Raw genomic sequence first — 23,628 nt, forward strand, 5'->3', positions numbered from 1 at the left:
CGTGAACGGTGCACCGCTGTCCGGTCCGCGAGGCAGTGACACGCAAAGGCAAGGCAGACGACGACATGCGCTACACGCGACTTGGCAACACCGGCCTCCTGGTGTCCCGGCTCGGCCTGGGCACCATGTCCTTCGGCGGAGGCGACCACGACTTCTGGAAGGTGCTCGGGGGCCTCGGCGACACCGAGTCCGGCAAGATGCTGGACGCCGCGCTCGACGCTGGCGTGAACCTGATCGACACCGCGAACATCTACTCCGACGGGGAGTCGGAGGAGGTGCTCGGCCGGATACTCGGCGGACGGCGCGACGACGTCGTCCTCGCCACCAAGGTCTACGGCCGGATGGGGGCCGGCCCCAACGACATGGGCCTGTCGCGCCTGCACGTCATGCGCCAGCTGGAGGACAGCCTGCGGCGGCTGGGCACGGACCGGATCGACCTCTACCAGATCCACAGCTTCGACCCGCTGACGCCGCTGGAGGAGACCCTCCGCACGCTCGACGACGCGGTCCGCCAGGGCAAGGTGCGCTACATCGGCGCCTCCAACCTCGCCGCGTGGCAGCTGATGAAGGCGCTGGGCGTCTCGGCCCTGCACGACCTGGAGCGCTTCGCCTCCCTGCAGGCCTACTACTCCCTCGTCGGCCGGGACATCGAGCGGGAGATCCTCCCCGCCGTGCGTGACCAGGGGCTCGGCCTGCTGGTCTACAGCCCCCTCGCGGGCGGTTTCCTGAGCGGCAAGTTCCGCCGGGGAGCGGAGCGCGACCGGTCGACGCGCTGGGGCAAGGGCTCGAACCCGCCGGTCGACGAAGCACGCGGACACGACGTGGTCGACCGCCTCGACGAGATCGCCGGGCGGCACGGCGCGACGGTCGCGCAGGTGGCCCTGGCCTGGGTGATGCAGCAGCCCGGGGTGAGCAGCGTGCTGGTCGGCGCGAGCCGCATGGACCAGCTGCAGGGCAACCTCGCCGCGGCCGGGCTCACGCTCACCGAGGACGACCTCGCCGCGCTCGACGAGGTCAGCCGGCTCGCCCCGGAGTACATCGAGCGCGTGCACTCCGGCCCGGGAGCCCAGCGGGACCTGGACGGCTGACCCCGCCGTGACGGACGGGACCCCGCCGTGACGGGAAGGGCGCGGCCCGGCCGTCACGAACGGCGGGCCGCGCCCCTTCGGTCACGGTCGTGGCTCACCGGCGCGGGCCGGGGCGGACCGGGTGCTTGCTCAGGATGGAGACCCGGTTGAAGGAGTTGATGGTGATCGCCACCCAGATCAGGGCCGAGAGCTCGTCGTCGCCGAACACCTCGCGCGCGGCCTGGTAGGCCTCTTCCTGGGCGGCGGCGTCGGTGGGGTCCGTGGTCACCTCGGCCACCGCGAGCGCGGCGCGCTCGCGTGCGGTGAACAGCTCGGTGTCGCGCCAGGCCGGCAGCACGGTCAGCCGCTGCGGGGTCTCGCCCGCGCTGAGGGCGGTCCGGGTGTGCCGGTCGAGGCAGAAGGCGCAGCCGTTCAGCTGCGACACGCGGATGTTCACCAGCTCCACGAGGTCGTGTTCGAGCCCGGCCTCGGTGGCCACCGCGCGTACGGTCTCGGCGGCCGCCAGCATCGCCTTGTAGGCCCGAGGGCTCTGCTTGTCGATGAAGATCCGCCTGCTCTGCCGAACCGCCGTGGTGTCGCTCACCAGTACTCCTTCGCCGGGCCGTCTCCGGCCGCTGTGGGATGCGCCGTCGTCCGTCGGGGGCATCGCCGTATCATCAACTCCATGATTGTTGAAATTCGAAGCAGTCGTTGTGTGAGAAGCGCGACATGAGCGGGACCCCGCCCAAGGGCACCGTGGAGATCCTGTCCGCCCGTGACGTCCCGCTCGGCGGACCCCGCGCGATGACGGTGCGGCGCACCCTTCCGCAGCGGAACCGCTCGCTCATCGGCGCCTGGTGCTTCGCCGACCACTACGGGCCGGACGACGTCTCCGACACCGGAGGCATGGACGTCGCGCCCCACCCGCACACCGGGCTGCAGACCGTGAGCTGGCTCTTCAGCGGCGAGATCGAGCACCGCGACAGCCTCGGGACGCACGCCTACGTACGGCCCGGCGAACTCAACCTCATGACCGGCGGCCACGGCATCAGCCACTCGGAGGTCTCCACCGAGCGCACCACGGTCCTGCACGGCGTCCAGTTGTGGGTCGTGCTCCCCGAGCGGCACCGTGACACCGCCCCCGCCTTCCAGCACCACGTCCCGGAGCCCGTGGCACTCGGCGGCGGTGTGGCACGGGTGTTCCTGGGGTCCCTGGCCGGCGACACCTCGCCGGTGCCGACCTTCACCCCGCTGCTCGGCGCCGAACTCGCGCTCGATCCCGGTGCGACCGTCACCCTGGCGATCGATCCGGCCTACGAGCACGGCCTGCTCGTCGACGCCGGCGACGTGGAGATGGCCGGCACCCGGCTGAGCCCGGCCGAACTCGGCTACCTGGCCCCCGGCGGCGACACCCTGACCCTGACCAACCACGCCGACGAGCCCGCCCGGGCGGTGCTGCTCGGGGGGCCTCCCCTCGGCGAGCGGATCATCATGTGGTGGAACTTCATCGGCCGCACGCAGGAGGACATCGAACAGGCCCGCTCCGACTGGATGACGGGTACCCGGTTCGGTGAGGTCAAGGGCTACGACGGCGACGCGCTGCCCGCGCCCGAACTGCCGCGGGTGCCCCTGAAGTCGCGGGGGAACACGCACTGACCGGCGCGGTCCGGCGGCGGCCACCCGGGTCCGCCGCCGGACCGGTCGGCGTCGCTCAGACCGGGACCGACTCCGGAGCCTCGACGGGGGCGGGCCCGCCGGCGGGCCGCCCCGGCCTGCCGCGGCCCACGAACGCGTACGCCGCGCCCACCAGCAGTCCGCCGCCGACGAGGTTGCCGAGGCCCACCAGCAGCAGGTTGCGCGCGAAGGCGGCGGCCGTGGCGTCCGGCACGTGCTCCAGCATCCCGAGCGAGTAGTACGTCATGTTGGCCACGACGTGCTCGAAGCCGGAGCCGACGAACGCCAGCAGGGCCCAGAAGATCAGCGCGATCTTGGCGCCGTCCGAACGGGTCCGCGCGGCCATCCAGACGCCCAGGCAGACCAGGAAGTTGCAGAGCACACCGCGGAAGAACAGCGCCCCGCCGGACTCCGCCGCCTTCGTCTTGAGCAGGGTGGAGAGCAGGGCGAGGGCCGGCGCGGTGTGCCCGGGGGCGGCGCCCGCGGTGATGACCCCGCTGCCGTGCACCAGCAGCGCGAACAGGGCGGACCCGATGAGGTTGCCCACGAACGAACCGACGACCAGGGCCACCGCGTTGGCGCCGCTGATGCTGCGGACGACGACGCCCTGGACCGTCGTCATCATGTTGCCGGTGGTGAGTTCGGCGCCGGCGAAGACCACCAGGGTGAGCGCCACGCCGAACAGCAGGCCCTGGACGAGTTTCGTGGACGGCGAGCCCGCGGCCGCCAGTGGTCCGGTGACCGTGAGCAGCAGCACCGCCGCGACCCCGACGAACGCCCCGGCCAGCAGGGAGCTGACCAGGTAGCGGCCCGGGCTGCGGAGGCCGGCGGCCTTCTCGGCGGCCGTCCGCCCCTGCTCGTCGAGGGCCTGGGACACGGGGATCGGCATGGTGTCACCTCTTCACTGATGTACCGGAATGTCCGTCCTGGTTTTCCCGATGCTAGGTCCGTCGAGGCGTCGTGAAGGAAAAGGAGTTGCACGTCACAAGGGAAATGACGCGCTATGTCATCGGCATGCAATCCGTAATGCAAGGCCGGGTCAACGGAAATTCGGCCATGGGTAAAGTCGCGCTGCGTGGCGGGTGGAGCCGCAGGAAGAAGCCGATGACCGGTTCGCCGCGGCGGGGGTTCCCGAATGCGGTCCGACCTTGCTCTGCCTGATGCGTGGCACCGGAAATCATCGCCCGGGTGTCATCGCCGGCGGAATGCGGGCCTTTCCTGTTGTGGCGGCCGTGGCCGGGTGCCACCAAGGCCGCGCCGGCGGCGGACGATCGTCCGTATAATGGCCGCCGAGAGGATGCCCGTGCGGTCGGGAGCCGGTGAAGGGGAACGGACGCAGGCGCGACGCCGTCTGCGGGCGGTCCGCCCTGCGGTCACCGGTGGGCGGGGCATCGCGGTCGTGGACGCGGGAGGCATCGGATGGCAGGGCGCGGAAGCGGTCCGGACTTCGTGGAGGCGCTGGCCCGCGGGCTGGACGTGCTCGGCTGCTTCGACGCCCGGCACCGCCGGCGGACGCTGAGCGAGATCGCCGCCGCGACGGGGCTGGCGCGGCCGACGGCGCGCCGACTGCTGCTGACGCTGGAGGAGCTCGGCTACGTCCGCGCCGACCAGGGCGCGTTCACCCTCACGCCGCGCGTGCTGCGCCTGGGCATGTCCTACGTGGGCTCGCTCGGCCTGTGGGACGTGGCCCGCCCCCACATGGAGGCGCTGGTCACGCGGACCGGGGAGTCGTCCTCGATGGCGCAGCTGGACGGTTCCGACATCGTCTACGTGGCCCGCGTCTCCGTACCGAAGATCATCGCGCTGCGGGTGGACATCGGCACCCGGTTCCCCGCCCCGCAGACCTCCCAGGGCAAGGTGCTGCTGGCCGCCCTGGGCCCGCAGGAGCTGGAGGCCGTCCTGGCCGAGCCCAGCCGCTCCGGGCTGCCGGAGTCCCCGCGGCGGACGCCCGAGGAGTTCGCCGCGGAGCTGCGCACCGTCCGGGCCCGCGGCTGGGCGCTGGCCGACGAGGAACTCGCACCCGGCGTACGGTCGGTCGCCGTGCCCGTACGGGACGGCGACGGGTTGGTCCGGGCGGCGATGAACGTCACCGTGCACGCCGCCGAGACCAGTGTGGACGTGCTCACCGGCACGTACCTGCCCCTGCTGCTGCGCGCGGCCGGGGACGTCTCGGCGGACTGGGCGCTGTGGCAGAGCCGGCCGCACGGCGAGGTGCGCCCCGCCGCCGGCTGACGCCCTGCCGGAACAGGGCACCGCGCCGTGGCGGCGGCGACGCACCGCCCCTGCGGCCGACGCCGCGTCAGCGGGGCTGCAGCACGAAGTCGTACTCGGCGAGCAGGTACGGCACGTCGACGGCCGTTCCGTCGGGGGCGGGTCCCGCCGGCCGTTCGGTGAACCGGACCACCAGCGCTTCCTTCGTGCCGAAGACGACGTCGCTGTCCAGGTACGCGCTGCCCTCCTGGAACAGATGGGTGATCAGCTTCTCGTACCCCAGCTCGTCGACGAGGAAGTGGACGTGCGCGGGGCGGAAGTGGCTGATGTCGGTGGTGCTGATCAGGTCGCCGACCGGGCCGTCCATCGGGATGGCGTAGCCGCGCGGCGCGATGGTGCGGACGCAGTAGGTGCCGTCCTCGCGGGCCCGGTACTTCGCACGCAGCCGCGCCTCGTCGACCTCGGGGAGCTGCGCCTCGTAGGCGCCGTCGGCGTCCGCCTGCCACACGTCGAGGACGGCCCCGGGCACGGGCTTGCCGTCCAGGTCGGTGACCTTGCCGGTGATGAACAACGGCGTCCCGGGGATGCCGTCGGACATGTCGAAGCCGTACGGGGCGGCGGGGGACCCGTCGATGTGGAAGGGGCCGAGGACGGTGGCGGGGGTGGCCCGCGGCGCGAACCTGTTGTTCAGCTGCACCACGAGCGTGCTCAGCCCGAACACGTCGGAGGCGAGGATCAGTTCCTGACGTTTGTCGTCGCTGATCCGGCCCGCCTCGGTCAGCCACTGGATCGCGGCCATCCACTCGTCCTCGGTGAGTTCCACCTCGCGCGCGAACGCGTGGAGGTGGCGGACCAGCGCGGACAGGAGCTCGGCCTGGCGCGGGGCGTGCGCGGTCGCCCAGCGCCCGGCCGCCAGTTCGGTGAGGTTGTCCTCGTTGACAAACACGGTCACTCCTTGGTGTTCCCTGCGGATTCGGTGTCCGGCCGGGGCGGGACGGGCCGGTTGTTGAGGTCGACGGAGAGGAAGATGTCGTTCGCGACCGGATCGCGCATCTCCTCGGCGAGCTGGCCGATGAGCCCGGCGGTGCGCGCGAGCAGGGCGAAGCCGCGCAGCAGCGGCAGCGGCAGCCCGAGGTCGGCGAGTGCGGCTCCGCACACGCCGGCGCCGTTGAGCGGCAGGGCCTTGCCGAGGACCTCGGGGTGCACGCGGCCGATGGCCGCGAACAGCGACAGGTGCGGGCCGAACAGGCCCTCCTCGGCGGCGATGGCCATCAGCCGGGGCGTGCGCGGGTCACCGTCCTTGTGTACGTGGTGGCCGAGGCCCGGGACGAAGCGGCCGGCCGCCCGCTGCTCGCGCACCAGGCGCAGCGCCAGTTCGTCCCAGCCGGACTCGTCGTGGGGCGGTTCGCCGTGTGCGGCGAGGGCCTCGTGCAGGAACGTCCCGGTGTCCTCGGTGACGCCGAGGAAGCGCGAGCCCCCGCCGAGCAGACCCGCGGCGAGCGCGCCCTGGACGGAGTCCGGCGCGGACAGGTACGTCAGCCGGGTGACGATGGCCGTGGGCGTGAAGCCGTGGTCGGCCAGGGCCGCGAGCACGGCTTCGAAGACGCGGGTCTCGCCGCGGCTCGGACGGCGCTGCGTCGCCAGCCAGAAGGCGAGTTCGCCGAAGCCGACGGTGCCCATGATGTCCTCGGCGAGGTCCTGGCCGAGCAGGGTGATGCTCTTGCGGTCCGAGGCGCCCAGCGCGGTGGGGTAGCCGCCGGACGCGGACGGGTCAGTCACGGGTGTCCTCCGGGTCCTGGACCAGCCACGCGCGCAGTTCGGCGCCGTGCTCGTCGAGTTCGGGCGGCGGCAGCCGGTACACGGCGGGAGTGGCGGAGAAGGTGACCGGGTGGCGGGTGGTGGGCACCGCGCGGTCGCCCTCGCCGACGGTGACGACCGGGTCCAGCCCGAACCGCTCGGCCATGGCGAAGCCGCCGTCGATGGTGTTGATCGGCCCGCTCGGCACCCCGGCCTCGACCAGCAGCTCGAACCACTCGTTCGCGCCGCGCTTGACCAGTTGCTCCACGAGCAGCGGCCGCAGCTCCTCCCGGTTCGCGGTGCGGTCGGCGTTGCGCGCGAAGCGCGGGTCGTCGGGGACCCCGGGGATGCCGAGGACCTCGCACAGCTTGCGGAACTGGCCGTCGTTGGCGGCGGTCACGATCAGGTCGTTGTCGGCCGTGGGGAAGGGCTCGTAGGGGAACACGCTCGGGTGCGCGTTGCCCATCCGGTACGGGACCTCACCCCCTGCCACGTAGGCCGAGCTGTGATTGACCAGTCCGGTCAGCGCCGACGACAGCAGGTTGACCTCGACGTGCTGGCCCTCGCCGGTGGCGTCGCGGTGGCGCAGCGCGGCGAGGATGCCGATGGCCGCGTGGTTGCCCGCCATGACGTCGAAGACCGAGATCCCGGCCCGGTAGGGCGGGCCGTCGGGCTCCCCGGTGAGGCTCATCAGCCCCGAGACGGCCTGCACCATCAGGTCGTAGCCGGGCACCTTGCGCCCGGCGCCGGAACCGAAACCGCTGATGGAGGCGTAGACGACGGCCGGGTTCCCGGTCCGCACCGACGCGTAGTCCAGCCCGTACTTGACCAGGCCGCCGGGCCGGAAGTTCTCGATGACGACGTCCGCCCGGCGCGCGAGTTCGCGCGCCGCCTCCAGGTCGGCCCCGTCGTGCAGGTCGAGTGCGATGGAACGCTTCCCGCGATTGATGCCGAGGTAGTAGGTGGACACCTCGCCGCGCACCGGGGGCGTCCAGCTGCGGGTGTCGTCCCCGCGCGGGCCCTCGACCTTGACGACGTCCGCACCGAGGTCCGCCAGCAGCATCGTGGCGTAGGGCCCGGCGAGGATGCGGGAGAAGTCGGCCACCAGCAGCCCGGACAGCGGGCCCGCCGGGCCCGGTCGCGCAGGCGCGGTGCTCTCTGACATCCAGTGTCACCTTTCATCTGACCGCAGGACGGACATCCGTCCGTCACCGTGATTCTGTTGCTGAAAGCCGGGGGCGTCAAGGGTGATCGTCACCGCCGTGGCCGGTCAGAGGCTTGCCGGCACTGCGGTGTCTCGTTTTGCGACAGGGCCGGGGCCCATCCGCGGGCGTGTGCGCTCCGAACTGCGTCGCGAGGCTAGCGCTCGGTCCATTGGCCGAATAGCGTACCTGTGTCCGTCAAGCGGCCAAGGGAGTTCAACGTGGATAAGGTCGAGGCATTCACCCCGGGGCGGCCCATTGTCCTGCGGGGTGGGACCGTGCTGCCCGTCAACCGTGAGCGCGAGGTCCTCGGGGACACCGACGTGCTCGTCGTCGACGACCGGATCGCGGCGGTCGGTCCGCGACTGGCGGTCCCCGACGGGACGGTGGAGATCGACGCCACGGGCGGCATCGTGATGCCGGGCATGATCGACACGCACCGCCACATGTGGCAGACCGCGATGCGCGGCTACGGCGCCGACTGGACCCTCACCCAGTACTTCGTCTGGTACTACCTGGAACACGGCAGGAAGTTCCGCCCCGAGGACGTCCACGCCGGCAACCGGCTCGCCGCGGTGGAGGCCCTCGACGCGGGCGTGACCACCGTCGTCGACTGGTCGCACGGCCTGCAGACCGTGGACCACGCCGACGCCGCCGTGGACGCCCTGCGGTCGGTGCCCGGCCGCTTCGTCCTGGCCTACGGCAACATCCAGCAGGCACCCGCGGAATGGACCGCCGCGCCGGAGTTCCGCGACTTCGTCGCCCGCCGCATCGACGGCGACGACATGCTCGGCTTCCAGCTCGCCTTCGACGTCACGGGCGACCCCGCCTTCCCCGAGAGGCCCGCCTTCGAGGTGGCCCGCGAACTGGGCGTCGCCGTCACCACCCACGCCGGGGTGTGGGGCGCCACCAACGACGACGGCATCCGCCTGATGTACGAGAACGGCTTCATGACCCCGCAGACCGTGTACGTCCACGCCTCGACGCTCAGCGCCGACTCCTACCACCGCATCGCGGCCACCGGCGGCTCGGTCTCGGTGTCGACGGAGAGCGAGCAGAGCGCCGGCCAGGGCTACCCGACGACCTGGGCCATCCGCTCGCACGACATCCCCGTCTCCCTGTCGATGGACACCAGCGTCTGGTGGAGCGGCGACCTGTTCTCCGCCATGCGCACCACCCTCGGCGCCGACCGCGCCCGCGCGCACCTGGAGGCGCACGCCAAGGGCGACACCGTCACTCACTGCGCCCTGCGCGCCGACCAGGTGGTGGAGTGGGCCACCCTGGGCGGGGCCCGGGCCCTCGGCCGCGAGCGGGACCTGGGCAGCCTGGAGGCCGGCAAGAAGGCCGACATCGTCCTGCTGAAGAACGACCACTCGCCGGTCTCCTTCCCGCTGCTCAACCCGTACGGCCAGGTCGCCTTCCAGGCGCAGCGCGGCGACGTGCACACCGTGCTCGTCGACGGACGGGTCGTCAAGCACGAGCACCGCCTGGTCGGCGTCGACCTGGCCGCGGTGCGGCGCGAGGTCGAGGAGACCGTCGACCACCTGCGGTCCGCCATGGGCGAGGAGGAGTGGCGCAAGGGGATGAACCCCGACGTCCCCGAGACGAAGGTGCTCGACAACCCCTACACCTACACCGATTACCGCAGCGCCTCGACGCACGGCCGGTGACACCGGTGACAGCGCCGGCACGGGTTACACCAGCGACACGAAGGAGAACCGAGAGATGAGCGTGGGGCTGCTGCTGCTCCGACTGCTGCTCGCCGCCCTGCTCTTCGGCCACGCCACGCAAAAGCTGCGCGGCTGGTTCGGCGGGGCGGGGCTGGCGGGTACCGGCGCCGTCTTCGAGCGCTACGGCATCGTCCCCGGGCCGCGGATGGCCCTGGTCGCCGGGGTGGCCGAGCTGACGGGCGCGGCGTCGGTCGCGGCCGGACTGCTGACGCCCGGCGGGTGCGCGGTCGTCGTCGGGACGATGACGGTGGCGGCCGTCTCGACGGCGCCGGGCGGCTTCTGGGCGCTGAAGGGCGGCTGCGAGGTGCCGTTCCTCTACGGCGCGGTCGCCGCGTGCCTCGGCTTCACCGGGCCGGGGGAGTGGTCGCTCGACCACGTCCTCGGCCTGAGCTGGCGGCCGGCCCCCGCCTGGGGCGCGGCCGCGCTCGCGGCCGGACTCCTCGCGGCGACGGTGCCGCTCGCCGGCCGCGCCAAGGTGCGCAGGAGCAGGAGGGAGTCCCCCGGGTCCCACGGGAACGCGTAGTCACTCCGGATAAGGCGCCTCCTGCCGGGCATACGGCTGGAGTACGCCACGCGACGCCGCGGCCGGACGGGCCGCGGCGGCACCGGAACCGGGGGGCACGACGGCATGGGCGCTTCGCTGGAGGAGACCGACCGCACCGACGGAGACCGGCCGGAGCGTTCCGTCGCCGACCGCAAGCAGGAACTGCGCCGCCGCCTGGAACGGCTCATCGGCATCGCCGCGACCGAGGGCAACTGCCTGCAGGCCCTGCGGAACGGGGACGAGATCTTCCCCGCGATGCTGGACGCGATTCGCGCGGCGAAACACACCGTCGACATGACCACCTTCGTCTACTGGCGCGGCCAGATCGCGCGTGACTTCGCGCACGCGCTGGCCGCCAAGGCTGCGGAGGGGGTGCGGGTACGGCTGCTGCTGGACGGCTTCGGCGGGCGGCTGATCGAGCAGGAACTGCTGGACGGCATGGACCGGGCCGGCGTGGACGTCGCCTGGTTCCGCAAGCCCGTGCGGCTGTCGCCGTTCAAGCAGAACCACCGCTGCCACCGCAAGGTCCTGGTGGTCGACGCCGAGGTGGCCTTCACCGGCGGCGTCGGCATCGCCGAGGAGTGGTGCGGCGACGCCCGGCACCCCGGCGAATGGCGGGACACCCACGTCCGGGTCACCGGGCCGGCCGTGGACGGCCTGGCCGCGGCGTTCGCGCAGAACTGGGCGGAGTGCCGGCGCAACGGGCTCTTCGACGACCGCGACCGCTTCGGCGAGCACGAGCAGAGCGGAGGCGCGATCGTCCAGGTCGTCCGGGGCTCGGCGAGCGTCGGCTGGCAGGACATGCGCACCCTGCTCCGGGTGGTGATCGCCTCCGCGGAGCAGCGCATCCGGCTCGCGACCGCGTACTTCGCGCCCGACCCGTACTTCGTCGGCCTGCTCTGCCACGCGGCGGCCCGCGGGGTGGACGTCGAGATCCTGCTGCCCGGCCCCTACACCGACAAGCGCGTCTGCCAGTTGGCCGGGCAGCGCTACTACCAGCGGCTCCTCGACTGCGGCGTGCGGATCTGGCACTACCTGCCGACCATGATGCACGCCAAGGTGATCACCATGGACGGGGTCGCCACCCTGATCGGCTCGACCAACTTCAACCGCCGCTCCCTCGACCACGACGAGGAGGTGATGCTGGCGGTGCTCGACGAGAACTTCACGTCCGTCCTCGACGCCCACTTCGACGAGGACCTGCTGCGCAGCGACCCCGTCGACGGCACGCGCTGGCGCACCCGCTCCTCACTGGAGCGGGCCCAGGAGGTGGCGACCGCGCCCATCCGCCGCTTCCTGTGAGCATCATGGTGTCGCCCCACGAGACGGCCGCGGGGGCGTACGGACACCGGGGCGCGTCAGCGCACCGCTCACCCTGGAGGGCGACATCGACGTCAACACCGGCCCAGAACCGGCATCGACAGGCAGCCGGACCGACGCCGCCGACGCGGCGCCGCACGAACCGTTCCCCGCCGACCTGGAGGTCGCGACGGTCGCCGAGCTGACCGCCCTGATGGCCTCGGGCCGCATCACGAGCGTCTCCCTCACCCGCGCCTACCTGCGGCGCATCGAGGACCTGGACGTCGGCGGACCGGCCCTGAACGCGGTGCGCTGCGTCAATCCCGCCGCCCTGGAGGAGGCCGCCGCGGCCGACGCGCGCAGGGCCGGCGGCGACCCCGGCGGCCCGCTGCTGGGCATACCGGTGCTCGTGAAGGACAACATCGACGTCCTCGGCATGCCGACCACCGCCTGCTCGGTGGTGCTCGCCGACTCCCACCCCGCGCAGGACGCCCCGCTGGTGACCCGGCTGCGCGAGGCGGGTGCGGTGATCCTCGGCAAGGCGAACCTCACGGAGTTCGCCAACTACCTCACCGTCGGCATGCCCAGCGGCTACAGCTCGCTGGCCGGTCAGGTGCTCAACCCGTACGACCTGAGCGAGACGCCGAGCGGTTCGAGCGCCGGTTCGGGGGTCGCCGCCGCGGCCGGACTGGCCGCCGTCACCATCGGCACCGAGACGGACGGGTCCATCCTCAGCCCGGCGTCCGCGACGTCGGGGGTCGGGGTGAAGCCCACCCTGGGCCTCGTCAGCCGCACCGGCATCGTGCCCATCGCCTCCAGCCAGGACACCGCGGGCCCGATGACCCGGACGGTCGCGGACGCCGCCGCCCTGCTGACCGTCCTCACCGGCACCGATCCCGAGGACCCGGCCACCGCCGGCAACCCGCTCGAAGGCCACGACTTCACCGCCGACCTGTCCCCCGACGCCCTGCGCGGCGTGCGCATCGGCGTCGTCGCGGAACAGACGCCCGAGGACGGCACGGACGAACGGGCCCTGTGGGACGCGGCCCTGGACGCACTGGCGCGACGCGGCGCCGCACTCGTCGACGTCGGCATCGAGGCGCGCCGCCGGTACGACGTCGCCTCCCCGGTGCTGAGCCACGAGTTCAAGCGCGACCTGAACGCCTATCTCGCGCGGCTGCCCGAGGGTGCACCGGTGCGCACCCTCGCCGACGTGATCGCCCACAACGAGGCCCACGCGGACGTCGCCCTGAAGTTCGGGCAGACGCTCGCGCTCGCCGCGCAGGCCAGGGACCTCGGTCCGGACAGCGCGGACACCGTCGAGTACAAGGCGGCCCGCGCCCGGGACCTGGAGGAGAGCAAGGACCGCATCGACGCCCTGATGGCCGAACACGCCGTCACCGCCCTGCTGTTCGCGAACAGCGGCAGCTCGTCCATCGGCGCCAAGGCGGGCTACCCCTCGGTCACCGTGCCCGCGGGCTACCTCGCGGCCAACCGCCGCCCGTTCAACATCACCTTCCTGGGACGGGCGTGGAGCGAACCGCTGCTCCTCGGCTACGCGCACGACTACGAGCAGGCGACCCGGCTGCGCAGGCCGCCGTCCGCCGTCAACCCCACCCTGCTGCGCCGCCGTCCGCTCGCCGTACCGGCGCCGAGGGCGGCGGACCCGGAGCGCTGACGGCGTCGGCGCCCGGGACCGCCCCGCACGAGCGGGGCGGTCCCGGTCCCACGCTCAGTCGTCCCCGGCGTCCTCCAGCAGGCCGCGCACCTCCTCGGCGGTGGTCTCGTGGAGCTCCTCGCCCACGAGCAGCCAGCGTGTGATCCCGACCGACTCCAGGAACGGCAGGTCGTGGCCGGCGATGACGAGTGCGCCCCGGAAGGACGCGAGGGCGGTCGTCAGCTGACGGACGCCGTCCACGTCGAGGTTGTTGGTGGGCTCGTCGAGCATCAGCAGTTGCGGGGCCGGCGTGGCGAGCATCGACGCCGCCAGGGCGGCGCGGAAACGCTCCCCGCCGGAGAGGGTGCCCGCGGGCTGTTCGGCGCGGGCGCCCCGGAACAGGAACCGCGCGAGCCGGGCGCGGATCTCGTTCTCGCAGACCCCGGGAGCCACGCGGGCGACGTTCGCCGCCACGCTCAGCTCCTCGTCCAGGACGTCGAGGCGCTGCGGCAGGTACCGCAGCGGAACGTGCGTCCTCGCCTCGCCCGACAGCGGGGTGAGTTCGCCGGTGAGGGTGCGCAGCAGCGTCGTCTTGCCGGCCCCGTTGCGGCCGACCAGCGCGACGCGTTCCGGCCCGTGGACGTGGAGGTCGCCCTGGCGCAGCCTGCCGAAGCGTGGCCGCAGCCCCCGCAGGGTGAGCACGGTGCGGCCCGCCGGGACCGCGGTGCGCGGCAGGTCGACCCGGATCTCCGCGTCGTCGCGGAGCGCGTCCGCGGCGGCCTCGCGGCGTTCGCGCGCCTGGGCGAGCCGTTCCTCCTGCACGCCCCGGAGCCGGTCGGCGGACTCCTGCGCGGAACGCTTGCGTTCGCCGGCGACGATCCGCGGGGCGCGCCGCTGGGCGTCCATCTTCCGGCTGTGCCGCCGTCGGCGGTCCGACGCGATCCGCGCCTCCCCCAGTTCGCGGCGCCGGCGGCGCACGTCGGCCTCGGCGGCGCGGAGCGCGCGCCCGGCAGTCTCCTGCTGGGCGGCCACGGTCCCCTCGTAGTCGGACCACGCCCCGCCGTACCAGGTGACGGAGCCCGCGCGCAGTTCGGCGACGCGGTCCACGCGTTCCAGCAGCTCGCGGTCGTGACTGACCACGACGAGGACGCCGGAACGCCAGGATCCGACGGTCTCGTGGAGCCGGCGGCGCGCGAAGAGGTCGAGGTTGTTGGTGGGTTCGTCGAGCAGGAGGACGTCGGGGCGGCCCAGCAGCAGTGCGGCCAGGCGCAGCAGCACGGTCTCGCCGCCGGACATCCGGCCGACGGTACGGTCCAGTCCGAGGCCGCCGAGCCCGAGGGAGCCCAGGGTCGCCAGGGCGCGTTCCTCCACGTCCCAGTCGTCGCCGACGGTCTCGAAGTGCTCCTCCCCGGCGTCCCCCGCCTCGATGGCCCGCAGGGCGGCGCGCCGTTCGGCGATGCCGAGGGCCTGGTCGACGCGGAGCGCGGTGTCGAGGGTGACGTCCTGGGGCAGGTAGGCGAGGCTGCCGCCGACGGTCACCGACCCCCGGGTGGGGGGCAGCCGGCCGGCCAGCAGCTTCAACAGGGTGGACTTGCCGGTGCCGTTGGCTCCGACGAGCCCGGTGCGGCCCCTGCCGATGGTGAGGGAGAGCCTGTCGACCACGGGTGTGCCGTCCGGCCACCGGAAGGAGAGGCCGGAGCAGCCCAGGGACGGGCCGGTGGCGGTGGGGGTGTGAGTGGACATGATGGTCCTCGCAGTCGCAAGCGCAGGGGTGGCGGGCTTCGGGTGCGAGCACCACGCGGCGACCGTGGGGGGACGGGGGGTGCGGTCCTCCGGGGAACGGGGACGGCTCGTGCACCGAGGTCGCATGCGCGCGGGGTCACGGGCGGCGGGAAGGCCGACTGCTGCGTGACCGGCGGACGGCGGTGGGGCCGTGCGCGCGATGATCGCGGACCTCAGATGAGCAACGTCCACCTCTATTGGAGACGACAGGACCCAGGAACTGTACCTCAGGCTTCGAGGGAAAGGCGCGACCGCGAATTGCCGGGGCCCGGTCGATACAATTCAGAAAGGGAGCGCGGAAAGGTCTCCGATGTCGGGCCGCGTGGCGGTGGTGCGCGATGAATTCGATTCCGCATGACGTGAGCGTGTACGCCGGGCGGTCCTCCGGGCTCATCGGGGCCCAGATCGCCGGCTACCGCGTGGAGCGGGAGATCGGCCGCGGCGGCATGGCCGTGGTCTACTGCGCCCGGGACCTGCGGCTCGACCGTACGGTGGCCCTGAAGCTGCTCGCCCCCGAGCTGGCCCGCAACGACACCTTCCGCCGCCGTTTCACGCACGAGTCACGGGTGGCGGCCGCGATCGACCACCCCCACATCGTGCCGATATTCGAGGCCGGGGAGACCGACGGTGTCCTCTACATTGCGATGCGTTACGTCTCGGGCCTCGACCTGCGGGCGCTCTTCGACCGGGACGGTCCGCTCCCCATTCGCACCGCCCTGCGCATCGCCACCCAGGTGGCCTCCGCACTGGACGCGGCACACGACCACGACCTGGTGCACCGCGATGTGAAACCGGGGAACGTGCTCGTCGCCAAGGGCACCGACAGCGAGCACCCCGAGCACGTCTACCTCACGGATTTCGGGCTGACGAAGAAGTCGCTGTCGCTGACCGGGTTCACCACCGTCGGCGAGTTCGTCGGCACCCTGGACTACGTGGCGCCCGAGCAGATCTCCGGGCGCCCGGTGGACGGCCGCTGCGATCTGTACAGCCTGGCCTGCGTCGTCTACGAGAGCCTGACCGGTGGCCTGCCCTTCGAGCGCGAGGAGGACATGGCCCTGCTGTGGGCGCACCAGTACGACCAGCCGCCACCCCTCAGCGAGCGGCGGCCGGACATCCCGCCGGCCATGGACGACGTCATGGCCAAAGCGCTCGCGAAGGTCCCCGAGGACCGTTACGACTCCTGCCTGGAGTTCGTGGGTGCCCTGCGGGCGGCCGCTGCCGCGACCGCGCCGGAGGAGGGTTCCGCGCGGGGCGGTTCCCCCGACCACCAGGCGACGCGGGTGACGCCCCGGGCGCCCGTGCTCCCCACGCCCCCGGGACCGCCGCCGGACCCGCCGACGTGGGCCCGGGCGGTCTTCCGTCGTCTGCCGGGTCTGTGAACGTCAGCTGCTGGGTGCGGTGCTGGGTGCGGTGCTGGGTGCGGTGCTGGGCGCGGTGCTCGACGCGCCGCTGGGCGAGCTGTTGGGCAGTTGCTTGGGCTCGGTGGTCTCCGAGGTGTTGTTGACGAACGTGTTCCCCTTGCCCTTGAGGTCGCGGTTGGCGAGGTCGGCGGGCTTGTTGCCGCGGGCGACGTTGTCGCGGATGGTGTTCTCGGAGTTGGACGTCCCCACGACGCTGCCGAACAGCACGATGCCGCCGGACATCGGGGACTTGCCGCTGTTGTCGCGCACGTCGTTGTCGGTCACGACGGTCTTCTCGACGCCCGTGAGCAGGATGCCCGTGCCCTGGATGAACGGGAGGCGGGCGCTGGGCGCACAGTACTTGTTGTTGCCGGTCACCGTGTTGCGGGTGACGGTCAGCGCACCGCCGCGCGGGACGCCCTCGTCGCCGACGACGAAGACACCGCCGCAGTTGCCGGTGACCTGGTTGCTCTCGACCGTGACGCCCCGGACGCGGCGCAGTCCGATGCCGATCCGGTTCTCCGTCAGTTTGTTGCCGTCGATGACGGCGCCCTGGGTGTCGAGCGCACCGCCCTCGGTGTCCATGGAGTTGGCGAGGAAGATGCCGGAATCGCCGTTGTTGCGGGCGGTGTTGTCGCGGAAGACGGTGCGGACGGACTTCTCCGCGAGGATGCCCTGCACCTTGTTGTCCCGTGCCGTGACGCGGACGACCTGCAGGCCGTCGGCCTGCGTCGCGTGGATGCCGGCCTTCTTGAACCCGGCGACCGTCAGCGACTCCAGCGTCACGTCGGACGCCTTCTTCTGCGCCGTACCGGTGACGCAGATGCCCTCGCCCGCCTTGGCGCAGGCGTTCTCCTTGCCCTTCGTGCTCGGGGAGATGACGGTGCCCGTGCCCGCTCCGCGCAGCGTCAGCCGCGGCGTGCTGATCTGGACGCTCTCGTGGTAGGTACCGGCCGCGATGTCGATGACCTGACCGGGCTTGGCGCGGTCCACCGCCGACTGGATGGATTCCCCCGCGCGGACGGAGATCTTCTTCTGCGCGTCCGCGGACTGCGAGGCCGTGGGCTGCGACTCGCCGCCGCACGCGACCGCGCCCCCCACGATGGTCGCCGTGGCGGCCGCCGCGACGACGGCCCTGCGGGACCGACAGAGCTTCATGTGTGTGCACCTGCTTTCCGTGACATGTGATCAGCCGAAAACAGACGCTATGGACGGATCTGACACCTCGCCACTCCAGAGCCTGCGGCATGCGGGCGACGGGGCCCTGATCGGCCGGTGGCCCCCGGGCTCACGGGGGTGCCGGGTCCGGTGGCCGGAATCGACCCGGTACGGCTGATGGGGTGGCCGCGGCCGCATCAGGGCCCGGGCCCCGGGCAGGCGCATCGTCATGGGAACACTGAAACGATGGGAACGGGTGATCGAGCGCTGGGAACAGGTGCTGGTGGCGAAGCTGATCCACCGTGAGCCGGTGGAACTGGTGGACGCCCTGCGCCGGGAGTGCGACGAACGGGCGGTGGTGTGCAGTTCGAGCCGCGTGGTGGTGCCGAACGTGTACACGGTGGAGCTGGCCGACGCTCCGCACAGGGAGCTGATCCCGCATCGGGCCCGCGTGGGGGAGGCCCTGACGGATTCGCTGCTGCGCCACGCCGACCGGCGCGGCTACGAGTGGGCCGGCCCGGTCACCGTGCGCATCGTCCGGTCCGGCGAGGTGCCCAACGGGCGCTACCGGGTGAGCAGCAGGCCCATGAACCGGATCCGCGCGGACGCGCTCGCCCGGATCGCGCCCGGGTGGTCGTGAGCCACGGTGGCGCGGTCAGCGGGCGACGCCCTCCGAGGGGGTGAACTCCACGCCCTCCGGCGGGAGCACGGTGCCGGCGTCGTCGACGAAGGCGACGCTGACCGGGCGGCCCTCGGCCGCCGAGCGCCGCAGGTGGCTCGGCCCCCGCACGGGGGTCCGGTGCGTGTCGCCCCACTGCTGGAGCGCCGCGAGGATCAGCCGCAGCTCCTCGCCCGCCGGTGTCAGGTGGTAGCTGTACCGGGTCCGGCTGCCCGGCTCCCGGTACGGCCGCTTCTCCATGATCCCCTCGTCCACGAGCGAGCCCAGGCGCCCGGTCAGCAGATCGGGCGCGATGCCGAGCTCCCGGCGGAAGTCCGCGAAGCGCGTCACGCCCCGGATCGCCGCCTCACGCAGGACGAGCAGCGTCCACTTGTCGCCGACGACCTCGAGGGTCCGGGCGATCGAGCAGACGGTCTCCTCCTTGCCGGTGGCGTTGCGGGTGGCCTTGGCGCTGGACATGCCGCCAATGTACCTCTGGATTGACATTTCCAATTCAGCTGCCGGCGCGGCGTGTGCCGGTCAGCGGGCAGCCGGTGCGGGCAGGCCCGGGTAGAGCAGTTCGAGTCCGCCGGACAGGGCGGCCCGGACGCCGCGGCTCCGGTCGTCGACGACGACCTCCAGCGCCCGCTGCTCGATGCCGTCCAGGGCCAGGCCCGCCACCCATGCGGGGTCCACCTTGTCGGAGGGGTCGACGTAGTCGGCCATCTCGGTGTCCATGTAGCCCACGTGGAGCGCGGTGACGTCGATGCCGGACGGGGCGAGCTCCTGCCGGAGGACGTTGGTCATCGCCAGTTCGGCGGCCTTGGCCGCGCTGTAGCCGCCGTATCCCGGGAGGTGGATCCAGGACAGGATGGACAGGACGTTGAGGACGGCTCCGCCGCCGTTCGCGGCGATCACCGGCGCGAAGGCCCGCGTGACGCCCAGGGAGCCGAAGAAGTGGGTCTCCATCTCCAGGCGGATGTCGGCCATGTTCCCCTCGGCGAGCCCCACGTGGGTGCTGACGCCCGCGTTGTTGATCACGAGGGTGGCGTCGGAGGCGGTCCGGGCCGCCCGGGCGACCGACTCGGGGTCGGTGATGTCCAGCCGGAGCGGCTCCACGCCCGGCAGGTCGAGGGCGTCGGGGTTGCGGACGCCGGCGTAGACCTTGGCGGCGCCCCGGTCGAGCAGCTGGGTCGCCAGGTGACGGCCGAGGCCGCGGTTGGCGCCGGTCACGACGGCGACGGAGTTCTTGATGTCCATGAGGAGCGCTCGTTCCGTTGGGCTGAGTAGGTATCTCCAATCTAGGTCAGCTGGATTCTGAAAAGCAACTCAGATGGGAAATGACCTTGCCCCGGAGCCGCGGTTGCCGTTGGCTGGGCGGTGTGACCGAACTGAGCACCGAACGCCTGATCCTCCGCCGCTGGCAGGACCGCGACCTCGCGCCCTGGGCGGCGATGAACGCCGACCCCGAGGTGCGGGAGCATCTGGGGGAGCCGCTGACCCGGGAGCAGAGCGACGCGTCCGTGGCCCGGTTCCTGGCCGAATTCGACGAGCGCGGCTACGGCTGGTGGGCGGTCGAGATCCGGGCGACCGGCGGGTTCGCCGGCTTCGCCGGCCTGGACCGGGTGGACGACGGCCTGCCGTTCACGGGAGTGGAGATCGGCTGGCGCCTCGCGCGTGCGGCCTGGGGCAAGGGCTACGCCACCGAGGCCGCCCTGGCCGTCCTGGCCTTCGGCTTCGGCACCCTCGGGCTCGATGAGATCCTCGCGGTGACGACGGCCGGGAACCTCCGCTCCCAGGCCGTCATGCGCCGCATCGGCATGACCCGCGACCCCGCCGGCGACTTCGAGGACCCCACCGCCCCCGAAGGGCCGCTGCGCCCCAACGTGCTGTACCGGATCACGGCGGGCGCCCCGGTCCAGGCGCCCTGACATGACCGCCGGAGGCGGCGCGCAGCGCACGGGCGGCGCCGCGGACGCCGGAGGACGGACACGGATGACGAGGTGGCGGCGGTTCGAGGCCCCGGGGGCCGGGAGGACCGAGTACCGGGAGATCCGTCAGGAGGGGATCCGCTGCTTCCTGCGCTGGGGCTCCGTCGGTGCGAACGGCAAGGGGAGCACCTCGACGCTCGACGACGAGGAGCACGCCCGGCGCCACGCCGCGCGCAAGGCCGGCGAGTGGCTGCGGAAGGGTTTCGTGGAGGTCGACCCGCCGGAGGACGACGCCGGACCCGACCAGGCGAAGGTCCTCGACGTGCTGAGGGCGGGCGCCCGCCCGCACGCCCGGCTGCACGCCCCGGCCCTGGAGTACCTGCCGGTCGAGGGCTTCGAGCAGGTGTACCGCCATGTGCTCGCGCCGGGGCGGCCGGCGGGTTTCCACGAGTACGTGGTCCTGCGCGACGACGGACGCAGCGCCGTCCGCTTCGCCGTGCGGTCCGACCGGAGTGACGCCGCAGCGGTGTCCGCCTTCCTGGACTTCGTCCGTACCCGTCGCGACCTGCCCTTCGGCGGGCGCTCCCACCACAAGGTGCCGCTGCCGGAGCCGGTCGGGGCGTTCAGCCACGCGCTGTTGTGCGCACCGGCCCTCGGACGGGGCTGCGTCGCCTACCCCGCCATCGCCGACCGCGTCGCCGCGGCCTTCCCGGTCTTCGACTGCGAGATCGGTGACGCGGATCCCGAGGTCCTGGTCGACGCGCGGATCCACGGGCACGGCTCGCTGCCGTACGCCGACTGGGCCCGCCGGCCGCAACCGGTCGTGGACCTCCGCTTCGACGTCCAGCCGTCCCACTACCGGCGGACACGGACGTTCAAGGTGTTCGGCGCCGCCGATCTCGAGGCCCTCCTGGCGGCACTGCCGGGTGCGGACCCCGGCAGCTGGCTTGAAGTGCGCTCCTTCCGCGGCGAGATCCGGCGCTTCACACCCGCCGAGGTCCCGTCCCTCGCGGAGGTGACGGCCTTCCTGCACGGCTGAGGCGGCCCCGAGTGGTGACCTCGCCCGCCTGCGCAAGACTGGGAACCTGAGGACCGGAACGTGATGGGACGGTCATGGGCACTTGGGCATCGCGGGAACGCGGCGAAGAGCGCGAGGAGCCGGCGGGGCGTACGGCGGCGCGGATGGTGATCGACGCCCATGGCACGGTCGTCGCATGGAGCCCGGAGGCGGAGCGCCTCCTCGGCCGCCCGGCGGGCGACGTGCTCGGCCGGCCCGCGCTGGACCTGCTCGCCCCCGTCCCCGCCCCCGGCACCGCCGACGCCGGATCCGGCGCGTGCGCCGGGCCCGGATGCGTCCTCCTCCGGCACCGTGACGGGCGGACGGTGGCCTGCCGGCCGAGCCTGCGGGCCGTGCGTGACGACGGGACGGGCCCGCGCCTGACCGTCGACCTGCTGACCGGGGTGTCGGGCCTCTCCCCGGACGTCGACCGCGCCCTCCTGGAGGCACTGTTCACCCGCTCGCCCATCGGGCTGTTCGTGCTGGACCCGCAGCTCAGGCTGATGCGGTTCAACCCGGCGGCGGAGGGGATGCAGGACCACCGCTCGCAGCTCGCCCTGGGGCGGCGGCCCACCGAGGCGTGGCCCGACTTCAGCGCGGAGCTCGCCGAGCGCGTGATGAACAGGGTGCTCAGGACCGGAGAGGCCGCGATCTCGTTCGAGAAGCGCGGCCGTCCGCCCGGCGATCCCGCCAGGGAGCACGTCTACTCGGCGTCCGCCTTCCGGCTCGAGTCGGAGGACGGCCGCATCCTCGGCGTGGCCGACGCCGTCGTCGACGTCACGGAACGCCACCTCGCCGAGGCGCGCCTGGCCCTGATGGCCGAGGCGGGACGGAGGATCGGCACCACCCTGGACCCGATCCGCACGGCGCAGGAACTGGCCGAGGTGGGTGTCCCGGCACTCGCCGACTGCGTGAACGTGGACCTGCTGGCCCCCCTCCTCGGCGGCGAGGAGATGGCGGCGGGGCCGGTCGCGGACGACACCGGGCTGCGGCGCGCCGCCACCTCCGCCCGCTGCGGCCAGACCGGGGCGTACACCACGGGTGCGGTCAGCACCCACCTGGTGGGCTCGCCCGCCCTGCAGGTGCTCGCCGACCACGAGCCGCGCCTCGTTCCCCGGCTCAGCCAGGACAGCACGTGGATCGGTGACGACCCCGTACGGGGCGGCAGGATGCTGGAGGAGCGGGTGCACTCCCTGATGGTGGTGCCGCTGCTGGTCCGCGACTGCGTGCTGGGCCTCGTCACCTTCCACCGGTGGGACCCGGAGCTGGGCCCCTTCGACGACGACGACCTCACGCTCGCCGTCGACCTCGCCGGCCGCGGCGCGATGGCGCTGGACAACGCCCACCGCTACGTGCGCGAACGCAACGCCGTCCTCGCCCTGCAGCGCGGCATGCTGCCCCAGCGGCTGCCCGCGCCCAGCGCCGTGGAGTGGGCCCACCACCTGGTGCGTTCCGGTGCCGGCGGCGACTGGACGGAGGTCATTCCGCTGCCGGGCGCACGCGTGGCCCTCGTCAGCGGCAGCACCCCCGGCCGTGGCATGCGCACCGCCGCCACCATGGGCCGGCTCCGGGCGGCCGTGCACACCCTTGCCAACCTGGACCAGGCCCCCGACGAGGTCCTGGCCCGCCTGGACGACCTGGTGCGCAACCTCGCCCAGGAGCACGAGGGCGCGGGCTCGGCCTCCCCGGTCGGGGCCACCTGCCTGTACATGGTCTACGACCCCGTGACCCGGCAGAGCACCATGGCCTCGGCGGGCCATCCGCCGCCGGCGGTCGTCCACCCCGACCACACCGTTCGGATCCCGGACGCCCCCGCGGGCGAACCGCTCGGCCGCCCCGAGCCGTCCTTCGAGATGGCCACCCTGGAACTGCCCGAGGGATGCATGCTGGTGCTCCGCACCCCCGGGCTCCTGCAGAGCCACCCGGCGGGCACCGGTCGGGCGGAGTTCGAGCGGCTGCTGGCCACGCCCTGCGACTCCCCCCAGGACATGAGCCTGCTGCTCACGGACGCCCTGGTCCCCGCGGACCCGGACCACGACGCCTCCGTGCTCGTGGCCCGCCCCCGGCCGCTCGGCCCCGACTCCGTCGCCACCTGGGACCTGCCGTGCGACCCCGCCGCCGTGGCCACCGCACGGACGCTGACGACGCGTCAGCTCGCGGCGTGGGCCCTGCACGAGGAGTGCTTCGCCACCGAACTCATCGTCAGTGAACTGGTCACCAACGCCATCCGGTACGCGACACCGCCCATCCAGCTCCGGCTCATCCGCGACCGGGCGCTGACCTGCGAGGTCTCCGACACCAGCAGCGCCGCACCCTTCCTGCGCCACGCCCGCACCACCGACGAGGGCGGCCGCGGCCTGCTGCTGGTCTCCCAGTTCGCCGAGCGCTGGGGCACCCGCTACCGGGAGCGCGGCAAGACCATCTGGACCGAGCAGACCCTCGCCGTCTAGAGGCGCGCGGA

General features: G+C 72.9%; 21 protein-coding genes. 12 read left to right on the forward strand and 9 right to left on the reverse strand.

The genetic code is table 11. The annotated features are described in order from the left end of the window. The first annotated feature begins 65 nt into the window (after window positions 1–65). Window positions 66–1,088 (forward strand): aldo/keto reductase, encoded by a 1,023-nt coding sequence (locus tag ACFYYN_RS16270; protein WP_500546323.1) that lies wholly within the window; start codon window positions 66–68, stop codon window positions 1,086–1,088. 94 nt (window positions 1,089–1,182) lie between these two features. Here the strand turns inward: ACFYYN_RS16270 and ACFYYN_RS16275 are convergent, their stop codons facing one another. Beyond that, the gene (locus ACFYYN_RS16275; protein WP_500546324.1) at window positions 1,183–1,671 is read right to left on the reverse strand and encodes a carboxymuconolactone decarboxylase family protein; all 489 of its coding nucleotides are present in this window, start codon (window positions 1,669–1,671) and stop codon (window positions 1,183–1,185) included. A 125-nt stretch (window positions 1,672–1,796) separates the two neighbouring features. On the opposite strand from ACFYYN_RS16275, the gene ACFYYN_RS16280 reads away from it, so the two are divergent. Then, window positions 1,797–2,723 (forward strand): pirin family protein, encoded by a 927-nt coding sequence (locus ACFYYN_RS16280; protein ID WP_500546326.1) that lies wholly within the window; start codon window positions 1,797–1,799, stop codon window positions 2,721–2,723. Between the two features lie 55 nt (window positions 2,724–2,778). On the opposite strand, the gene ACFYYN_RS16285 is transcribed toward ACFYYN_RS16280, so the two are convergent. Further along, window positions 2,779–3,630: a formate/nitrite transporter family protein gene (locus ACFYYN_RS16285; protein ID WP_500546327.1), complete on the reverse strand. Its 852-nt coding sequence runs from the start codon at window positions 3,628–3,630 to the stop codon at window positions 2,779–2,781. A 530-nt stretch (window positions 3,631–4,160) separates the two neighbouring features. Between ACFYYN_RS16285 and ACFYYN_RS16290 the strand changes: the two genes are divergently transcribed. Next, the gene (locus tag ACFYYN_RS16290) at window positions 4,161–4,973 is read left to right on the forward strand and encodes an IclR family transcriptional regulator domain-containing protein (RefSeq protein WP_500546328.1); all 813 of its coding nucleotides are present in this window, start codon (window positions 4,161–4,163) and stop codon (window positions 4,971–4,973) included. A gap of 67 nt (window positions 4,974–5,040) precedes the next feature. Here the strand turns inward: ACFYYN_RS16290 and ACFYYN_RS16295 are convergent, their stop codons facing one another. The 3 genes from ACFYYN_RS16295 to ACFYYN_RS16305 are packed head-to-tail and all read right to left on the reverse strand — an operon-like array spanning window position 5,041 to window position 7,914. Then, window positions 5,041–5,898 carry a dioxygenase family protein gene (locus ACFYYN_RS16295; RefSeq protein ID WP_500546329.1) on the reverse strand — a complete coding sequence of 286 codons (858 nt, stop codon included), beginning with the start codon at window positions 5,896–5,898 and terminating at the stop codon, window positions 5,041–5,043. 2 nt (window positions 5,899–5,900) lie between these two features. Further along, window positions 5,901–6,731: a citryl-CoA lyase gene (locus ACFYYN_RS16300; protein ID WP_500546330.1), complete on the reverse strand. Its 831-nt coding sequence runs from the start codon at window positions 6,729–6,731 to the stop codon at window positions 5,901–5,903. Then, complete coding sequence (locus ACFYYN_RS16305; protein WP_500546332.1) at window positions 6,724–7,914, reverse strand: CaiB/BaiF CoA transferase family protein; 1,191 nt, start codon at window positions 7,912–7,914, stop codon at window positions 6,724–6,726. Before ACFYYN_RS16305 ends, ACFYYN_RS16300 begins: the two co-directional genes overlap by 8 nt. A gap of 258 nt (window positions 7,915–8,172) precedes the next feature. Between ACFYYN_RS16305 and ACFYYN_RS16310 the strand changes: the two genes are divergently transcribed. The 4 genes from ACFYYN_RS16310 to ACFYYN_RS16325 all read left to right on the forward strand — a co-directional run bounded on the left by ACFYYN_RS16310 (window position 8,173) and on the right by ACFYYN_RS16325 (window position 13,202). Continuing rightward, window positions 8,173–9,621, forward strand: coding sequence for an amidohydrolase family protein (locus tag ACFYYN_RS16310; RefSeq protein ID WP_500546333.1), 1,449 nt, complete (start codon window positions 8,173–8,175; stop codon window positions 9,619–9,621). A gap of 55 nt (window positions 9,622–9,676) precedes the next feature. Then, entirely contained in the window at window positions 9,677–10,204 is a 528-nt protein-coding gene (locus ACFYYN_RS16315; RefSeq protein ID WP_500324790.1) for a DoxX family protein, read from the forward strand. 105 nt (window positions 10,205–10,309) lie between these two features. Continuing rightward, the gene (locus tag ACFYYN_RS16320; RefSeq protein ID WP_500546334.1) at window positions 10,310–11,527 is read left to right on the forward strand and encodes a phospholipase D-like domain-containing protein; all 1,218 of its coding nucleotides are present in this window, start codon (window positions 10,310–10,312) and stop codon (window positions 11,525–11,527) included. Between the two features lie 211 nt (window positions 11,528–11,738). Continuing rightward, window positions 11,739–13,202, forward strand: a complete 1,464-nt coding sequence (locus tag ACFYYN_RS16325) for an amidase family protein (protein WP_500546335.1) — start codon at window positions 11,739–11,741, stop codon at window positions 13,200–13,202. A 54-nt stretch (window positions 13,203–13,256) separates the two neighbouring features. Here the strand turns inward: ACFYYN_RS16325 and ACFYYN_RS16330 are convergent, their stop codons facing one another. Next, window positions 13,257–14,924: an ABC-F family ATP-binding cassette domain-containing protein gene (locus ACFYYN_RS16330; protein ID WP_500546336.1), complete on the reverse strand. Its 1,668-nt coding sequence runs from the start codon at window positions 14,922–14,924 to the stop codon at window positions 13,257–13,259. Between the two features lie 377 nt (window positions 14,925–15,301). On the opposite strand from ACFYYN_RS16330, the gene ACFYYN_RS16335 reads away from it, so the two are divergent. Further along, complete coding sequence (locus tag ACFYYN_RS16335) at window positions 15,302–16,342, forward strand: serine/threonine-protein kinase (protein ID WP_500546337.1); 1,041 nt, start codon at window positions 15,302–15,304, stop codon at window positions 16,340–16,342. A gap of 3 nt (window positions 16,343–16,345) precedes the next feature. Here the strand turns inward: ACFYYN_RS16335 and ACFYYN_RS16340 are convergent, their stop codons facing one another. Further along, window positions 16,346–17,521 carry a right-handed parallel beta-helix repeat-containing protein gene (locus tag ACFYYN_RS16340; RefSeq protein ID WP_500546338.1) on the reverse strand — a complete coding sequence of 392 codons (1,176 nt, stop codon included), beginning with the start codon at window positions 17,519–17,521 and terminating at the stop codon, window positions 16,346–16,348. 229 nt (window positions 17,522–17,750) lie between these two features. Here ACFYYN_RS16340 and ACFYYN_RS16345 point away from each other — a divergent pair, with 229 nt between their 5' ends. Then, complete coding sequence (locus ACFYYN_RS16345) at window positions 17,751–18,161, forward strand: DUF3662 domain-containing protein (RefSeq protein ID WP_500546339.1); 411 nt, start codon at window positions 17,751–17,753, stop codon at window positions 18,159–18,161. Between the two features lie 15 nt (window positions 18,162–18,176). Here ACFYYN_RS16345 and ACFYYN_RS16350 read toward each other — a convergent pair whose 3' ends face one another. Next, window positions 18,177–18,659: a winged helix-turn-helix transcriptional regulator gene (locus tag ACFYYN_RS16350; RefSeq protein ID WP_500546340.1), complete on the reverse strand. Its 483-nt coding sequence runs from the start codon at window positions 18,657–18,659 to the stop codon at window positions 18,177–18,179. Window positions 18,660–18,719: 60 nt separating this feature from the next. Beyond that, window positions 18,720–19,439 carry an SDR family oxidoreductase gene (locus ACFYYN_RS16355; RefSeq protein ID WP_500324804.1) on the reverse strand — a complete coding sequence of 240 codons (720 nt, stop codon included), beginning with the start codon at window positions 19,437–19,439 and terminating at the stop codon, window positions 18,720–18,722. A gap of 122 nt (window positions 19,440–19,561) precedes the next feature. On the opposite strand from ACFYYN_RS16355, the gene ACFYYN_RS16360 reads away from it, so the two are divergent. From ACFYYN_RS16360 to ACFYYN_RS16370, 3 genes are all read left to right on the forward strand, one after another. Further along, the gene (locus ACFYYN_RS16360) at window positions 19,562–20,110 is read left to right on the forward strand and encodes a GNAT family N-acetyltransferase (protein ID WP_500324806.1); all 549 of its coding nucleotides are present in this window, start codon (window positions 19,562–19,564) and stop codon (window positions 20,108–20,110) included. A gap of 64 nt (window positions 20,111–20,174) precedes the next feature. Next, window positions 20,175–21,149, forward strand: coding sequence for a WGR domain-containing protein (locus tag ACFYYN_RS16365; RefSeq protein WP_500546341.1), 975 nt, complete (start codon window positions 20,175–20,177; stop codon window positions 21,147–21,149). 74 nt (window positions 21,150–21,223) lie between these two features. Next, window positions 21,224–23,617, forward strand: coding sequence for a SpoIIE family protein phosphatase (locus tag ACFYYN_RS16370; protein ID WP_500546342.1), 2,394 nt, complete (start codon window positions 21,224–21,226; stop codon window positions 23,615–23,617). Window positions 23,618–23,628: the final 11 nt, after the last annotated feature.

Source organism: Streptomyces sp. NPDC001902, assembly GCF_042891295.1.
Lineage (GTDB): Bacteria > Actinomycetota > Actinomycetes > Streptomycetales > Streptomycetaceae > Actinacidiphila.

What these genes read in the sequence shown, in the direction of transcription:
- ACFYYN_RS16290 (WP_500546328.1), top strand. Translation starts at nt 4,161, where the DNA reads ATGGCAGGGCGCGGAAGCGGTCCGGACTTCGTGGAGGCGCTGGCCCGC.
- ACFYYN_RS16280 (WP_500546326.1), top strand. Translation starts at nt 1,797, where the DNA reads ATGAGCGGGACCCCGCCCAAGGGCACCGTGGAGATCCTGTCCGCCCGT.
- ACFYYN_RS16365 (WP_500546341.1), top strand. Translation starts at nt 20,175, where the DNA reads ATGACGAGGTGGCGGCGGTTCGAGGCCCCGGGGGCCGGGAGGACCGAG.
- ACFYYN_RS16345 (WP_500546339.1), top strand. Translation starts at nt 17,751, where the DNA reads ATGGGAACACTGAAACGATGGGAACGGGTGATCGAGCGCTGGGAACAG.
- ACFYYN_RS16315 (WP_500324790.1), top strand. Translation starts at nt 9,677, where the DNA reads ATGAGCGTGGGGCTGCTGCTGCTCCGACTGCTGCTCGCCGCCCTGCTC.
- ACFYYN_RS16355 (WP_500324804.1), bottom strand. Translation starts at nt 19,439, where the DNA reads ATGGACATCAAGAACTCCGTCGCCGTCGTGACCGGCGCCAACCGCGGC.
- ACFYYN_RS16320 (WP_500546334.1), top strand. Translation starts at nt 10,310, where the DNA reads ATGGGCGCTTCGCTGGAGGAGACCGACCGCACCGACGGAGACCGGCCG.
- ACFYYN_RS16270 (WP_500546323.1), top strand. Translation starts at nt 66, where the DNA reads ATGCGCTACACGCGACTTGGCAACACCGGCCTCCTGGTGTCCCGGCTC.
- ACFYYN_RS16285 (WP_500546327.1), bottom strand. Translation starts at nt 3,630, where the DNA reads ATGCCGATCCCCGTGTCCCAGGCCCTCGACGAGCAGGGGCGGACGGCC.
- ACFYYN_RS16330 (WP_500546336.1), bottom strand. Translation starts at nt 14,924, where the DNA reads ATGTCCACTCACACCCCCACCGCCACCGGCCCGTCCCTGGGCTGCTCC.
- ACFYYN_RS16340 (WP_500546338.1), bottom strand. Translation starts at nt 17,521, where the DNA reads ATGAAGCTCTGTCGGTCCCGCAGGGCCGTCGTCGCGGCGGCCGCCACG.
- ACFYYN_RS16335 (WP_500546337.1), top strand. Translation starts at nt 15,302, where the DNA reads ATGAATTCGATTCCGCATGACGTGAGCGTGTACGCCGGGCGGTCCTCC.
- ACFYYN_RS16370 (WP_500546342.1), top strand. Translation starts at nt 21,224, where the DNA reads ATGGGCACTTGGGCATCGCGGGAACGCGGCGAAGAGCGCGAGGAGCCG.
- ACFYYN_RS16350 (WP_500546340.1), bottom strand. Translation starts at nt 18,659, where the DNA reads ATGTCCAGCGCCAAGGCCACCCGCAACGCCACCGGCAAGGAGGAGACC.
- ACFYYN_RS16305 (WP_500546332.1), bottom strand. Translation starts at nt 7,914, where the DNA reads ATGTCAGAGAGCACCGCGCCTGCGCGACCGGGCCCGGCGGGCCCGCTG.
- ACFYYN_RS16325 (WP_500546335.1), top strand. Translation starts at nt 11,739, where the DNA reads ATGGCCTCGGGCCGCATCACGAGCGTCTCCCTCACCCGCGCCTACCTG.